Annotated in this window: 14 protein-coding genes; all 14 read right to left on the bottom strand. The window is 28.8% G+C overall.

Going from position 1 to position 14579, the window contains the following annotated elements:
• Window positions 1-15 precede the first annotated feature (15 nt).
• Window positions 16-1320: a M16 family metallopeptidase gene (locus tag LPC13_RS04530; RefSeq protein WP_040420241.1), complete on the bottom strand. Its 1305-nt coding sequence runs from the start codon at window positions 1318-1320 to the stop codon at window positions 16-18.
• A 106-nt stretch (window positions 1321-1426) separates the two neighbouring features.
• Window positions 1427-3526, bottom strand: a complete 2100-nt coding sequence (locus LPC13_RS04525; RefSeq protein ID WP_005216396.1) for a polyribonucleotide nucleotidyltransferase — start codon at window positions 3524-3526, stop codon at window positions 1427-1429.
• A gap of 81 nt (window positions 3527-3607) precedes the next feature.
• Complete coding sequence (rpsO, locus tag LPC13_RS04520) at window positions 3608-3871, bottom strand: 30S ribosomal protein S15 (RefSeq protein WP_005216394.1); 264 nt, start codon at window positions 3869-3871, stop codon at window positions 3608-3610.
• A gap of 154 nt (window positions 3872-4025) precedes the next feature.
• Window positions 4026-4964 (bottom strand): bifunctional riboflavin kinase/FAD synthetase, encoded by a 939-nt coding sequence (locus LPC13_RS04515; RefSeq protein WP_195244441.1) that lies wholly within the window; start codon window positions 4962-4964, stop codon window positions 4026-4028.
• A gap of 10 nt (window positions 4965-4974) precedes the next feature.
• A complete protein-coding gene (gene truB / locus LPC13_RS04510) occupies window positions 4975-5853 on the bottom strand; it encodes a tRNA pseudouridine(55) synthase TruB (RefSeq protein ID WP_005216390.1) in 879 nt (292 codons plus the stop codon).
• Window positions 5854-5856: 3 nt separating this feature from the next.
• A complete protein-coding gene (locus tag LPC13_RS04505) occupies window positions 5857-6828 on the bottom strand; it encodes a DHH family phosphoesterase (RefSeq protein WP_234088629.1) in 972 nt (323 codons plus the stop codon).
• Window position 6829: 1 nt separating this feature from the next.
• Window positions 6830-7180, bottom strand: coding sequence for a 30S ribosome-binding factor RbfA (gene rbfA, locus LPC13_RS04500; RefSeq protein WP_005216387.1), 351 nt, complete (start codon window positions 7178-7180; stop codon window positions 6830-6832).
• Window positions 7181-7192: 12 nt separating this feature from the next.
• Window positions 7193-9253 (bottom strand): translation initiation factor IF-2, encoded by a 2061-nt coding sequence (infB, locus tag LPC13_RS04495; protein WP_234088628.1) that lies wholly within the window; start codon window positions 9251-9253, stop codon window positions 7193-7195.
• Between the two features lie 15 nt (window positions 9254-9268).
• The gene (locus LPC13_RS04490) at window positions 9269-9583 is read right to left on the bottom strand and encodes a 50S ribosomal protein L7ae-like protein (protein ID WP_005216383.1); all 315 of its coding nucleotides are present in this window, start codon (window positions 9581-9583) and stop codon (window positions 9269-9271) included.
• Complete coding sequence (rnpM, locus tag LPC13_RS04485) at window positions 9576-9842, bottom strand: RNase P modulator RnpM (protein ID WP_005216380.1); 267 nt, start codon at window positions 9840-9842, stop codon at window positions 9576-9578. The genes LPC13_RS04490 and rnpM overlap by 8 nt, the downstream gene beginning before the upstream one ends.
• Before the next feature lie 13 nt (window positions 9843-9855).
• Window positions 9856-10914: a transcription termination factor NusA gene (nusA, locus tag LPC13_RS04480; RefSeq protein ID WP_040420239.1), complete on the bottom strand. Its 1059-nt coding sequence runs from the start codon at window positions 10912-10914 to the stop codon at window positions 9856-9858.
• Window positions 10915-10933: 19 nt separating this feature from the next.
• Window positions 10934-11392, bottom strand: coding sequence for a ribosome maturation factor RimP (gene rimP / locus LPC13_RS04475; RefSeq protein WP_005216376.1), 459 nt, complete (start codon window positions 11390-11392; stop codon window positions 10934-10936).
• A gap of 304 nt (window positions 11393-11696) precedes the next feature.
• Complete coding sequence (locus tag LPC13_RS04470) at window positions 11697-12905, bottom strand: pyridoxal phosphate-dependent aminotransferase (RefSeq protein ID WP_005216374.1); 1209 nt, start codon at window positions 12903-12905, stop codon at window positions 11697-11699.
• Window positions 12906-13012: 107 nt separating this feature from the next.
• Window positions 13013-14461, bottom strand: coding sequence for a LexA family protein (locus LPC13_RS04465; protein WP_234088627.1), 1449 nt, complete (start codon window positions 14459-14461; stop codon window positions 13013-13015).
• Window positions 14462-14579 lie beyond the last annotated feature (118 nt).

Genomic DNA, 14579 nt, shown 5'->3' with positions numbered 1-14579 from the left:
ACTTAACTTTTAAATCTACACTCTACTTTTCCCTGTAGAATCATTTTTATATGCAACTTTTACATTATCAAAAATAGCATTTAATTTATTTACTTCTACATCTTGACCAACATATGCCGTGCTTATTATTCCTGGTTTAAAACACTTCTCCAATACATAGTTTATGTCCTCTTTATCTATTTTGTTAATTCTATCTATAACATCTTGCTGAGTTTTTATTTTATTTTGTAATAATAAGCTCTTTGCATTAGCAAACATTCTTGATGATGTACTTTCTAATCCTAATATATAACTAGCCTTTATTTTTTCCTTATTTATTGCTAAAATTTCATCTGTAATACCTTCATTAGCAAATTTAATTAATTCTCTATTTATAACTTCTAAAGCATTATCAGAATATTTATTGCTTAATCCAGTATATATATTTAATGTACCAACACCTAAATAAGGTTGCATATATGAATAAATATTATAACAAAGCCCAAGTTCCTCTCTTACTTTTTGGAACATTAAAGATGAGGCCCCTCCACCTAATACATTATTTAAAAGTACAAGTGAATATGCTCTATCATCTGCATAAGGTAATCCTTTTAATCCTAAATTAATATGAACTTGCTCTATTTGTTTTTCGGCATATTTACTTCCATGATGTAGTTCTACTTTATCATATTCTGGATTATATATATCTTCTTTACTCCATTTTCCGAAATACTCTTCTATAAGCTTTCTTAATTCTACTTTATCAAATTTTCCACAAATACTAAGAACTGAGTTATAAGGTGTATAATGAGTCTTAATATAATTTTTTATTTTTTCTCTATTAAAAGATTTAATTCTATCAATTGTTCCTAAAATAGGATAAGCTAAAGAATCATCAGCGAAAATAGCATGTGAATGTATATCATCTAAAACATCCTCTGGATTATCTTGGCTCATATTTATTTCTTCAATAACTACACCTTTTTCTTTTTCTATTTCCTCACTATCAAATTTTGCATTCAACATCATATCAGAAATTACATCTAAACATAAATCTACATGAGTATCTAATGCCTTTACATAATAACAAGTAGTTTCTTTGCTTGTATAAGCATTTATTTGTCCACCTATATTTTCTATATCTTGAACTATTTCCTTTGCTGTTCTTTTATTTGTTCCTTTAAAGAACATATGCTCAATAAAATGAGATATCCCATTAACGTCTTGAGTTTCATTTCTTGATCCATTTTGAACCATAACTCCAACACTTATAGAATTAACATGCTCAATATATTCAGTTACCACTCTTAATCCATTATCTAATGTATATAAATCAAACATAACTACCTCCATTTTTTCTTAGTTTGCTTTTAGTTTATTTTAATCTTCTTATAATTATTCTATATAGTAAAAAAAAGAGAATACAATATTCTCTTTTGCCTATTTATTATTCAGTTACTTCTTCTTGTGGTAGAGCATCTTTTCTTGAAAGATTAATTCTTCCTTGTGAATCTATTTCAGTTACTTTAACTAAAATTTCATCTCCTACAGAAACAACATCCTCAACCTTTTCTATTCTCTTCTTATCTAACTTAGAAATGTGACAAAGTCCTTCTTTATTAGGTAATATTTCTATAAATGCTCCAAATGCAGCAATTTTAGTTACTTTACCTAAGTAAACTTCTCCAACTTCAACTTCTTTAGTTAAACCTTCAATAATTCTAATAGCTTCATTTACGCCATCATGATCTGGTGATGAAACAAACACTGTACCATCTTCCTTTATATCAATCTTAACTCCTGTATCTGCTATTATCTTATTAATAACTTTACCACCAGCTCCAATTACATCTCTAATTTTTTCTGGATCAATTGAGATTGTTGAAGTCTTAGGTGCAAACTTAGAAACTTCTTTTCTTGGTGCTTCAATACATTCATTAATCTTATCTAAGATGTGTAATCTTGCTTTTCTTGCATTTTTAATAGCTGTCTCAATTACATTAAAGCTTAATCCTTTAATCTTAGTATCAACTTGAATTGAAGTTATACCTTCTGTTGTACCTGCAACCTTAAAGTCCATATCTCCAAAGAAGTCTTCTATTCCTTGAATATCTGTTAATACTTCTTCATCAGTTAAATCTTCTGAAGTTATAAGTCCCATTGCTATACCTGCAGCTGGTCTCTTAATAGGAACACCTGCATCAAGTAATGCTAAAGTTGAACCACAAACAGATGCTTGAGAAGTTGAACCATTTGAACTTAATACTTCTGAAACTAATCTAATTGTATATGGGAATTCTTCCTCTGAAGGAATTAATGGTTCTAAAGCTCTTTCCGCTAAAGCTCCATGACCTATTTCTCTTCTTCCTGGTCCTCTTAATGGCTTTACTTCACCTACTGAATAAGCTGGGAAGTTATAGTGATGCATATATCTCTTTGATTCAGTTTCACCTATACCATCTATTATTTGTATATCTCCAACTGCTCCTAAAGTAGCAACTGTCATTACTTGGGTTAATCCTCTAGTAAATAAACCTGTTCCATGAGTTCTTGGAAGTAAATCAACTTCACAAGATATTTTTCTTATTTCATCAAAAGATCTTCCATCAGGTCTTCTCTTATGATTTAAAAGCATATCTCTTACTACTTCTTTTTGCATGTTATATACGATTTCTTTCATATCTGATAAGTTATCTGGATATTTTTCAGTGAACTCTTCTGCTATTTTATCATTTACTGCATCCATAGCTGCATTTCTTTCATCTTTATCAGTTATCCACATAGCTTCTTTAATCATTTCGCCTGCAAACGCTTCTATGTCACTTGCTAAATCTTCATTTGGTTTATAAAGAACTGGTACATCCTTTTCTTTACCAAACTTAGCCATAGCTTCTTCTTGGAATGCAACTATATCTTGACACTTTTCGAAACCATATTCAATTGCCTTAATCATTGTATCTTCAGGTATTTCATCTCCACCTGCTTCAATCATCATAACTCTGTCTTTTGTAGCACAAACAGTTAATTGAAGTATACTTTCTTCTCTTTCTTTAGATGTTGGATTTAAAACAAAGTTTCCATCGATTAGTCCTACTTGCACTGCTGCAACTGGAGTTGTAAAAGGAATACTTGATAGACATAATGCCATTGATGCAGCATTAATTGCTAGAATTTCTGGTAAGTTATCTTGTTCTACTGACACTACTGTACAAACCACTTGAACATCATTTCTATATCCTTTTGGGAATAATGGTCTTAATGGTCTATCTACAGCTCTTCCAAAAAGAATTGCATTTTCTGAAGGTCTACCTTCTCTTTTTATAAATCCACCTGGGATTTTACCTACTGCGTATAATCTTTCTTCATATTCAACACTTAATGGGAAAAAATCTATTCCATCTCTTGGTTTTTCTGAAGCGTTAACATTTGTTAATATTACTGTATCTCCATAGCTCATAAAAATAGCTGCATTTGATAACATTCCTACTCTACCAAATTCAACTTTCATTTCTCTACCAGCTATGCTTTTTTCTAGTATATTAGTCATTATTTAACCTCCCTTCAGGTTGTCTGTTTATAATTTTTCATCTTTAAAACAATAGAGCGGATAAAACCCGCTCTATAAAGACTATCTTCTTAAGCCTAATTGTGCTATTATAGCTCTATATCTTTCGATATCTTGTGCAGCTAAGTAGTTTAAAAGACCTCTTCTTTGTCCAACCATCATTAAAAGACCTCTTCTTGAGTGGTGGTCTTTCTTGTGAACTCTTAAATGTCCAGTTAATGAGTTGATTCTTTCAGTTAAAAGAGCGATTTGAACTTCTGGTGAACCAGTGTCCCCTTCATGTCTTCCGTATTGTTTGATTAATTCTTGCTTTCTTATTGCGTCCATAATGACACCTCCGTAAAATTATCCCCTATTTCCATGAAAAGAGCTATCAATCTCAGATCTTAGAAGTAGGTTCTTCATGATGTATTATAGCAAACTAAGTCTAACTTGTAAATATAATTTATATAATTATATTTTTTTGATAATCTTTATCGCATTAGATAAAATTATGATTTAATACCACCTTGCTATTAATAGCATAATTTTTATCTTTTTCAAGCTGTTCTTTTAGTTCATTAATACTATTAAATTTTATTTCATTTCGTATTTTGGAAATAAAATAAAGTGTTACTTCTTCACCATATATTTCATTATTGAAATTTAATACATAAGTTTCTATAGTTAAGTTTTCCCCATTTACTGTAGGATTATTCCCCACAGATGTAATTCCTTTGAAAATTTCTCCATTTATTATGATATTAGTATAATAAACACCTTTAGCAGGTATAATTTTACTAGGATTGATTTCCATATTTATAGTTGGAAAACCTATTGTCCTACCTAATTTTTTGCCATGGATCACCTTCCCAGATAATGAATATGGTCTAGATAGCATTTTATTTACCTTATCTATATTCCCCGCTACAAGTTCTCTTCTAATTCTTGTTGAACTTATAATATCACCATCCATTTTATATGGTTCCATAACAACTAATTCATAGTTATATTCTTGCTTATATTTTCTTAAAACTTCAATATCACCTAAATTTTTATATCCAAACTTAAAGTTAAATCCTACAACAATACCTTTTACATTATAATCTTTGCAAATCCATTTTATAAAATCTTCTGGTTGCATTTTCATTATATTTTCATTAAATGTTCTAAAAGCTAATATATCTATATTGGCTTTTTGTAAAATATTTATTTTTTCATTATTTGTCATTAACAATTCAACTTTTTCGTTAAGTCTTATCAAATCTCTTGGGTGATTTTTAAATGTAAAAACCATAGAATTTCCATGGTTTTTATTAGCTAACTCTTTAACTTTTTCTATTAAAGATAAATGTCCTAAATGTAATCCATCAAAACTACCTAGAGCAACATAGTTATTTGTTTTTTTATCTTTTAAAATAACATCATCATAAATTAACATGGTTTTTCTCCTATGTCATAAGTAACTTTTCTATCTTAAATCCATTATTATTTTTTTCACCTAGACCTATGAAATTACCCTCTTCATCGTATACTCTATATAATTTTTCACAAATTACCTTATCTTTTGTAAATCTTGTATCTGCAACTCTAACACCATTAACTAATAATTTCTTATACCTCATACCTACGGTAATTGTGTCATAACTATTTAATGCATCTTCTATAGATATTAAATACTCATTTACATTGTCACTATTTAAATCATTTATATTAATTGCCTGTTCTTGATTAAATACTGATGTTGCAGATCTATTTAATTCAGTCATCGTTGCAAAGACTCCAAGCTTTTCACCTATATCATAACAAAGGCTTCTTATATATGTACCTTTAGAACAAGTTACTTTCATTGAAACATACGGATTATTTACTTTTATATCTTCTATATTATAAATAGTAATTAATCTTCCTTCCCTTTCAACTTCAATACCCTTTCTTGCCAGTTCATATAATCTAACACCATTTTGCTTCAATGCAGAGTACATAGGCGGTATTTGTGAATACTGACCTTTAAAACTATTTACAACTTTTAGTATATCTTCATCTTTTAAAGATTCAGTATTTCTTTCTTCTAACACTTCCCCCTCTAAGTCATAAGTAGTTGTCCTAATTCCCAGTTTAAAAACTACTTCATATACCTTTTTAGAATCCATTATGTAATCTATAATTTTAGTTGCTCTTCCAACACAAACTGGTAGTACACCACTCGCCTCTGGGTCTAATGTTCCTGTATGACCTACTTTACCAGTATTACATACTTTTTTTACTATTCTAACAACATCAAAAGATGTCATTCCTGTTGGTTTAAAGATATTTAAAACACCATTCATATCTTACAACTCTTTCTGTATTTCATTTAATATTTCATATTTAGCTTCTTCCATTGATACATTCTTTATCTTTATTCCAGAAGCTCTAACATGGCCACCACCACCAAAAACTTCTGCAATCTTTCTTACATCAACATAACTTTTAGCTCTAAGACTTGCTTTAACACCATCTTCTACTTCTTTTAATAAAAGAGTAACCTCTACTCCTTTTATTTGAAGTCCATAAGAAATAATATCTGATGTATCTCCTATTTCTCCTCCAAACTCATCTGCAAAAGTTTTATTTAATTCAATTAAAGCAACTTTTCCACCTAAAATAAGTTCCATTTTACTTAGAGCTTTCCCAATAATCTTTATTCTATTAAACTCCTTATTATCAAATAAGCTTTGATAAATAAATGTATTATTTACATTTATTTTCTTTAATGTAGAACAAATATTATGAGTTCTATCTGTAACATTTGAGTGTCTAAATCCACCTGTATCTGTTACTATTGAAGTATATATACAAGTACCAATGTCCTTTGTAATATCATTTTCAATACTAAAATCAATTCCCATGATATTTACTAATTCAAATATTATTTCTGCTGTTGCAGCAGCCTTTGAATCTATATAATTAATATCACCATATTTATCATTTGAAAGATGATGATCTATATTTATTATTTTGCCAGTGAATTCTTCTAAATTTGCACTTACTCTATCTAGATTTCCACAATCTAGAACTACTATAATATCAGTTTCATCCTTAGCTTCAGTAATATCACCTATTATTTCATCTGAACCTTTTAAGTATTTTAAATTATCAGAAACAGAATCTTTAGATATTACATAACACTCTTTATTTAAACTTCTTAAAGCATTAAGAAGTGCAAGGACACTACCTACTGCATCACCATCAGGTGATACATGGTAGGTAATGCCTATTTTTTTGCCTTCTAATATTAAGTTTGCAATTTGACTTAATGTCATTTTACTTTCCCTTAACTTTATGAATTAACTCTTCAATATGCATTCCATAATTAATAGAATCATCAATTTCAAAAATTATTTGAGGATTATATCTTAAATTAATTCTTTGACCTATTTCTCTTCTTATATATCCACTAGCATTTTTTAGAGCAATAAATGTATTGTTCTTTTCTTCATCATCTTTCCCAAATATACTTACAAATACTTTGGCATATCTTAAATCTTTTGTTACTTTTACATCTGTAACTGATACCATTGCTGTAAGTCTTGGATCTTTAATTTCATTTCTAATTATATTACTAATTTCTCTTTTGACTTCTTCGTTTATTCTTCCGCCTCTATAGTTAGCCATTTAAAACACCTCTTAAAGCTCTTTTCTCTTTATAGCTTCCATTGTAAATGATTCTATAATATCGCCTTCTTTAAGGTCATTGAATTTTTCAACACTTAATCCACATTCATATCCTTTAGCAACTTCTTTGACATCATCTTTAAATCTCTTTAATGAAGCTAATGTTGATTCAAATATTACAATACCGTCTCTTATAACTCTTACTTCAGAACTTCTTACAATTTTACCATCAAGTACATAACATCCAGCTATTGTACCAACATTTGAAATCTTGTAAGTCATTCTTACTTCAGCTTTACCATTTACAACTTCTTTATATTCAGGGTCAAGCATACCAATCATAGCTGATTTAACATCTTCTATAGCATCATATATTATTCTATATGTCTTTAAGTCGATGTTTTCTTTTTCTGCAGCTATAGTTGCATTACTATCTGGTCTTACGTTAAATCCAATTATAAGTGCATTTGAAGCTGCTGCTAATGTAACATCAGTTTCAGTTATAGCACCAACTGCACCGTGAATAACTCTTACTTTAACATCATCAGTTGATAATTTTTCTAATGATTGTCTAATTGCCTCAACTGAACCTTGAACATCAGCTTTAACAACTATTGCAAGTTCCTTAACTTTACCTTCTTGAATTTGGCTATATAAATCTTCAAGTGATACTCTATGTGATGCTTGATGACTATCAGCTTTAATTTTTTGCTTTCTAAGTTCAGCCATATTTCTTGCAGTTTTTTCATCTTTACAAACTACAAATCTATCTCCAGCCGCTGGAACTTCTGAAAGACCTAATATTTCAACTGGAATAGATGGTCCAGCAGATTTAATTTTCTTTCCTCTATCATCAAACATAGCTCTTATTCTACCATAAGTAGAACCAACTAATATTGAATCTCCAACGTTTAAAGTACCATTTTGAATAAGTAATGATGCAACTGCACCTCTACCTTTGTCTAATTTAGCTTCAATTACAGTACCTTTAGCTTTTCTATTTGGATCTGCTACTAATTCTTGCATTTCAGCAGTTAATAGTACCATTTCAAGTAAGCTTTCTAAGTTTTCTCCAGTCTTAGCTGATACTGGTACACATATAGTGTCTCCACCCCAGTCTTCTGAAACTAAACCATGCTCAGTTAATTCTTGTTTAACTCTATCAATATTTGCTCCTGGTCTATCAATCTTATTGATTGCAACTATCATTGGAACATCAGCTGCTTTACAGTGATTTATAGCTTCTTTAGTTTGTGGCATTATTCCATCATCTGCAGCAACAACTAATATAACTATATCAGTAACTTGAGCTCCTCTAGCTCTCATTGCAGTGAAGGCTTCATGTCCTGGAGTATCTAAGAATGTTATCTTTTCTCCATTTAATGAAACTGTGTATGCACCTATGTGTTGAGTTATTCCACCAGCTTCACTTGCTGTAACCTTTGCATGTCTTATAGCATCTAAAAGAGAAGTCTTACCATGGTCAACGTGTCCCATAATAGTTACTATCGGTGGTCTCTTTTCTAAGTTTTCTTCAACTACATCATTTTCGTCTTCAAAAGCTTCTAATTCAGTTTCTGCTTCTTTCTTTTCAACTAAAACTTCATATTTTTCACAAAGCTTTTCTGCTGTAGCAAAATCTATTTCTTGATTAACTCCAGCCATAACGCCTAAGAATATTAAATTCTTAATAACATCATTTGTAGGTTTTCCAAGCTTCTCACATAACTCTTTAACAGTTATAGTTTCGCCTATTTCGATTACTCCACAAGCTGCTTCTGCATTTCTTTCTACTTCTTCACGCTCTAATTCTTTTTTAGTCTTTTTCTTTTTTCTTACACCTTTATTTAATGATTCAGCTAATTCTTCTTCATATTCATCAACTAAGCTCTTCTTTGACTCATCACTTGCTGAATCACCTAATAATTCTTTTATTAGTGCAGCATCTTCATCTTCAATAACACTCATGTGGTTTTTTACTTCTACACTAAATTCATCCATTAATAAATTTATTAAATCTTTTGAGCTTACATTTAGCTCTTTTGCCAATTCATATACTCTAATCTTTGACAATAAAATCACCCCCGGTTAATTTGTTACTTCTTCCATTTGGTATAAAGATATTAACTTTTCAGCCATATTTTTATCAACTATCGCTAAAACTTTTATTTCCTCTCTCCCAATTGGACTACCTAATTCTTCCTTCGAAAAATTTTCTATAAGAGGAATATTTTTTTCCTTGCAATGATTCTTAAATTTTTTCTTTGTACTATCTGATGCATCATTAGATAGTATCACAAGATAAAAATTACGTCTATTACGCTGTTCATCACACTTGCTATATCCTTCAATTAGATTCCCTGATCTTTTAGCTAGACCTAGGAAGTTAAAAAATTTATTCATTAATTATCTCTTCCCTTAATCTGTTGTATATTTCTTCATCTATTACAGCATCAAGGTTTCTACTTAATCTCTTAGTTTTAAATGCCTTTTCTAGGCATTCTATATCTTTACAGATGTAGGCTCCTCTGCCTGATTTTTTTCCTGTTAAGTCCATAGAAACTTCACCATCTTGACTTCTAACTACTCTTATAAGTTCTTTTTTAGGCTTCATCTCCATACAACCTGTGCACATTCTTAAAGGTATCTTCTTTACTTTCATAAAAAGCCCTCCTTTATTCCTCTAATGCTTCAGCTTGTGACTTACTCTTTATGTCAATCTTCCAATTTGTTAATTTAGCAGCTAATCTTACATTTTGGCCTTCTTTACCAATTGCAAGGGATAATTGATTATCATCAACTATAACCTTAGCTGATTTTGTATCCTCATCAACTGTAACACTTAGTACTTTTGCTGGGCTTAAAGAACTTGCAATAAACTCTTCTGGGTTTTTACTCCATTTAATTATGTCAATCTTTTCTCCCTTAAGTTCATTAACTATGTTTTGTACTCTAGTTCCCTTTGGACCAACACATGCTCCCATTGGGTCTACATTTTCATCATGAGATACTACTGCAATCTTACTTCTTGAACCAGCTTCTCTTGAAATACTCTTAATTTCTACTATACCTTCGTATATTTCTGGTACTTCAAGCTCAAATAATCTCTTAACTAATCCTGGATGAGTTCTAGAAACTATAATTTGAGCTCCCTTTGGTGTATTTTTAACTTCTACTAAATATAATTTAATTTTTTCATTAAATTTATACTTCTCTCTTGGAATTTGTTCTTTTGGTCCAATAGCTGTTTCTAATTTACCTATATTAACAAAAACATTTCCTTTATCTTCTCTTAAAACTGTACCTGTTATAATATCATATTCTTTTTCTTTGTATTCTCCATATATGATATTTCTTTCAGCTTCTCTAATTCTTTGAGTTACTACACCTTTTGCAAGTTGTGCTGCAACTCTACCAAAGTTCTTTGGTGTTACTTCAAAATCAACTACGTCATCTAAATCATAAGTTGGTTTTATTTCTCTTGCTTCTTCCAATCCAATTTCTGTAACATCATCAAATACTTCTTCTACAACTATCTTTTGAGAATATACATGTATTTCTCCAGTTTCTCTATCAATTGTTACTTTCACATTTTGAGCTGAAGATGTTGGGCCTGCATAATTTTTCTTATATGCTGCAACTAATGCATCCTCAATTGTTGCGAATAATAAATCTTCACTAATTCCTTTATCTTTTACTATTTCTTTAAGAGCACCTATAAACTCTTGGTTCATCTTAAATACACCCTCCTTACTATATTTCCCCTTCAATATTGGTTGATTTTATTTTATCTTTTGGAACAATTACTAAGCTATCTGCTTCAACTACAATGTTTTCTTCATTAACTTCTTTTAATATACCTTTAACGTTCTTTTTGCCATCTAGAGACTTTGTAAATCTAACCATTACTTCTCTACCAACAAATCTCTTATAATGTTCTTCTGTGAATAATGTTCTATTTAAACCTGGTGATGAAACTTCTAAGAAATAAGCTTCTGTTATAGGATCTTTTTCATCCATAACATCACTAACTCTTCTTGAAAGAGCTTCACAATCACTTAAAGCGATGCCACCATCCTTTTCTATATATATTCTTAAATAATATTCTCCATTTTCCTTAACATATTCAATGTGATATATGTCATAGTTAAGTTCATCTGCAATTGGTTTAACCAATTCATAGATTTGATTAATTAAGGCATCAATTTTCATATTAATCCTCCTTTGCTATATTCAGTTTTTAAGTAATTTAAAATGCAGATATGTAAAAACGCAACTATAAAAGTAGTTGCGTTCAAATATAAAGAGCGGGATTTACGCCCCACTCCACATTTTTTAGCTATTAGTAAATTACTTCTTTCTAGATAATATCATACTTTACTAATAAATACAAGGGGCTATAGCAACATTTAGGTTCCCCATTTTAAACTTGCCCCAAATTCAATGTTTTTATTCAACTCTAGCGTTTCTAGCAAATATTATTTATTATCTAAAGCAATTGTACTTAACATCTATATTAAGAACTTCTAGTATTATACTGATTTTCGATATAATTCATAAGTTTTGTAAATGCTTGTAGTGACTTTTCAATCTTCTCATATGAAATACAATATGATAATCTTATAAATCCTGGGCATCCAAAAGTTTTACCTGGTACAGCTAATATATTATATTTTTTTGCTTCTTCACAAAACTTAACATCATCTTCTATTGGTGATTTAGGAAATAAATAAAAGGCACCTTGTGGCTTAATACATTTAAACCCTATAGAAATTAAATGGTTATATAATAAATCTCTATTTTTCTTATATATCTCAACATCTACTTCTAAATCTAAACTTTCTTTAATTACTCTTTGAAAAAGTGATGGTGCATTTACAAATCCTAATATTCTATTTGCAATATTTAATCCATTAATGGTTTCTTCAAAATCACTAATATTAGGATTTATAACAATATACCCTATTCTTTCTCCAGGTAATGATAAAGATTTACTATATGAATATCCAATAAATGAATTATAATAGTATTTTAATATATAAGGAACTTTAACAGCATCATATACAATTTCCCTATACGGTTCATCAGATATTAAATAAATATCATTATTATATTCATTTTCTTTTTCTTTTAAAATATTTGCTAATTTAATAATACTTTCTTCACTATATATTACTCCACTTGGATTATTAGGCGAATTAATTATAACTGCTTTTGTTTTTTCTGTAATATTATTTTTAAAAGCATTTAAATTCATATCAAAAGTGCTAGTATCAGCTTCAATAACTTTAATAGTTCCACCATAATTTTTAACATAGTTTATATATTCTCCAAAAAAAGGTGCAAAAACTATTACTTCATCTCCTGGATTTAATATAGTCTTAAAAATTATATTTAATCCACCTGCTGCCCCACAAGTCATAACAATATTATTAAAATTCAATTTAATATTATGTTTATTCTCTAAATGCTTTGCAATTTCTTCTCTAACATCTAAATATCCTGAATTATTCATATATCCATGAACATAATTTGGTTTTTCCTCATTTAGTATTTTATTTATTTTATCTTTTATTTCTTCTGGCGGTTCTACACTTGGATTACCTATGCTAAAATCAAATACATTTTCTTCCCCATAAATTTCTGATAATCTTTTTCCCTCTTCAAACATCGCTCTAATAATTGAACTATTAGAAACCATATCCTTCATATTTTCAGATATCATTTTTAAGCCACCCCTTTTATTTAGTTATTACTTTATACTTTCTCATTTAGTATTCCATAGTAATTAACTTATATTTTCTAAACTTCTCTATAACTAATTTATTTACTTTACTTTTTTATTACCCCAATTGCTACACCTATTATGCTTACCTCTTTCCCCTCTAAAGGTATTGCTCCATACTTTGGATTTGCTGCTATAAGCATTGGTTTTTTTTCATTAAGCTTTAATGTTTTTAATGTTGCTTCGCCATCAATACTAGCTGCAACTATATCATTGTTATAGGCTGTATTTTGCTTCTTAATTACTACTAAATCTCCATCATTTATATTTTTATCTATCATACTATCACCTTTTACATGAAGTATAAACGTATCTTTTCCTCTCTCAAGCCATCCTTTAGGAAGATAAAATTTCTCTTTAATTTCATCATTCATTTCAATGGGATTACCTGCTGCTATATCATTAAAAACATTTATTTCTACTATTTCATCTTCATTAAAAATAGTATTATCATCTAAAAATATCTCTTTTTTTGAAGATGATGTATCTAAATTAAAATCTACTATATTCTTATACTTTAGATTAATATATCTAAACTTTTCCATATATTCATCCCTTGTTACTTTTTCTTCCTTGAAGTCTTTTTTAAAAGTAAAACTCTTTCCTTTAAAATCTGCACCAAGAGTATTTAATTTTCTCCCCTTTATTAACCATTTATTTTCATCTATTTGTTTTTCATTATTAAATATAAATATAAACGATGAATATGTTTTAGTTTCATAAAGACTTTTGACAAATTTAATTTCACTTCTAGTTAAATTTTCTACTTCATCTAAAACTATATGTGTATATTTACTACCTATTTTATTTGCATATTTAGCTGCAAATATTATCTCATCATAAATATCCATATATCCTTTGTCCCATATTAACGAAGTATATAGTTCCATTAAGCTGTATATAGCATCTCTACTATACGAATTTTTTATAACTCTATATTTTCTGCCTTTTCTATGAATATTGCTATATTCATCTCTAGTAAAATCACAAGCTTTAATCCACATTATTTCATTATATATTTCTTTAACTGTAAGCTTACTTAAAAGCTTAGATTTCTTTCTAAACATAGAAAGATTATCTATAAACGCTTCACTATTTAAAACTTCATTTACTATACTATCATTAGCGTTTTTTAGATTTAATTTATTTTCTTCTTTATATCTATTTGAATATATATTAATAAAATCTCTTATTAAAGCAAATTCCACACGATTTTTATCTATGCTAAACAACGAGTAAAATTCATTACTCTTATTATTTTCATCATATATTTTTTTACCTTCTTCTAATTTATTTAAATCAGAATTTAAGTATAAAATTTTATCATTTTCATATAGACAATAATTATTTTCTAAATTTATAACTCTATGTATGGAAGCCATCGTCTTTCCTGTTAATGATTTTCCTTTCATCAATGAAAAGCCCATGCTTTTATTTTTTATAAATCTATTTTGAGTTTTTGTTAATTTCATTTTTACACCTGCTTTACTTTTCATTAAAAGAAAAACCCCAAAGAAAGAAAATAACTTTGGAGTTATAAAATAATTTTATTCATTTATTATAAAAAAGTCAATTATTAGTTAAATTAAACCATAAATCTTTTATTTAATTATA

This window comes from Clostridium celatum, from assembly GCF_021412605.1.
Classification (GTDB): Bacteria; Bacillota; Clostridia; order Clostridiales; family Clostridiaceae; genus Clostridium; species Clostridium celatum.
Note: the sequence above shows the minus strand (reverse complement) of the source record. Positions and strands in the feature narration are given on the sequence as shown.

Excerpts from the sequence above, each read along its gene's own strand:
- rnpM (WP_005216380.1), bottom strand. The coding sequence starts at position 9,842 with ATGAAAGTAAAGAAGATACCTTTAAGAATGTGCACAGGTTGTATGGAG.
- rbfA (WP_005216387.1), bottom strand. The coding sequence starts at position 7,180 with ATGGCTAACTATAGAGGCGGAAGAATAAACGAAGAAGTCAAAAGAGAA.
- LPC13_RS04525 (WP_005216396.1), bottom strand. The coding sequence starts at position 3,526 with ATGACTAATATACTAGAAAAAAGCATAGCTGGTAGAGAAATGAAAGTT.
- truB (WP_005216390.1), bottom strand. The coding sequence starts at position 5,853 with ATGAATGGTGTTTTAAATATCTTTAAACCAACAGGAATGACATCTTTT.
- rimP (WP_005216376.1), bottom strand. The coding sequence starts at position 11,392 with ATGAAAATTGATGCCTTAATTAATCAAATCTATGAATTGGTTAAACCA.
- LPC13_RS04505 (WP_234088629.1), bottom strand. The coding sequence starts at position 6,828 with ATGACATTAAGTCAAATTGCAAACTTAATATTAGAAGGCAAAAAAATA.
- LPC13_RS04490 (WP_005216383.1), bottom strand. The coding sequence starts at position 9,583 with ATGAATAAATTTTTTAACTTCCTAGGTCTAGCTAAAAGATCAGGGAAT.
- LPC13_RS04530 (WP_040420241.1), bottom strand. The coding sequence starts at position 1,320 with ATGTTTGATTTATATACATTAGATAATGGATTAAGAGTGGTAACTGAA.
- LPC13_RS04470 (WP_005216374.1), bottom strand. The coding sequence starts at position 12,905 with ATGATATCTGAAAATATGAAGGATATGGTTTCTAATAGTTCAATTATT.
- nusA (WP_040420239.1), bottom strand. The coding sequence starts at position 10,914 with ATGAACCAAGAGTTTATAGGTGCTCTTAAAGAAATAGTAAAAGATAAA.
- LPC13_RS04465 (WP_234088627.1), bottom strand. The coding sequence starts at position 14,461 with ATGAAAAGTAAAGCAGGTGTAAAAATGAAATTAACAAAAACTCAAAAT.
- LPC13_RS04515 (WP_195244441.1), bottom strand. The coding sequence starts at position 4,964 with ATGTTAATTTATGATGATGTTATTTTAAAAGATAAAAAAACAAATAAC.
- rpsO (WP_005216394.1), bottom strand. The coding sequence starts at position 3,871 with ATGGACGCAATAAGAAAGCAAGAATTAATCAAACAATACGGAAGACAT.